The organism is Haloferax sp. Atlit-6N (assembly GCF_003383195.1).
GTDB classification, from domain to species: domain Archaea; phylum Halobacteriota; class Halobacteria; order Halobacteriales; family Haloferacaceae; genus Haloferax; species Haloferax gibbonsii.
In genome coordinates this window covers 1-429 of sequence record NZ_QEQJ01000442.1, presented here as the reverse complement: position 1 = coordinate 429, position 429 = coordinate 1, and the positions used below count along the sequence as shown (strand labels likewise).

The window sequence follows — 429 nt, the reverse complement described above, 5'->3', positions numbered from 1 at the left end:
GGCGTGAGGAGGATAAATAGGCCGCCGCCGTCGACAGTGCCGACGAGTCGCCCGAGGACGTTCGGCGAGAACGACTCGTGGGCGTCACAGACGACGGCCGTCCGCGTCGTCCCGAGGAGTTCACGCGCCTGCTGCGGGTCAACGCGGTCGAATTTGAACCCCTCCCGCGCCGTGACGATGGTCGTCTCCGACGGAGGGATCTCGGCCCCCTCGACGGCGTCGTAGGCGGCGTCGATGCCGGCGTCCCGATCGCCCGCGAGGACGAGCAGGCGTCGATGGTCGGTCCGACGCGCTGCCGCGCGGAGGTCCGCGGCGAGGGCGGCAACGTTCATACGCCGGGATTGGGACGCGAGAGTAAGGGAATTGCGCTCGGTCGCGGCGGAGCGAGCCGCATCGAGTCGAACGGGCTCTCGCCAATCGGGGGACCGC

Annotated in this window: 1 protein-coding gene; it reads right to left on the bottom strand. The window is 70.4% G+C overall.

The genetic code is table 11. From position 1 onward, the window contains the following. On the bottom strand, positions 1 to 332 hold a 332-nt coding region (locus DEQ92_RS23110; protein ID WP_115821834.1), incomplete at its 3' end, for a tRNA(Met) cytidine acetyltransferase TmcA domain-containing protein. Positions 333 to 429 lie beyond the last annotated feature (97 nt).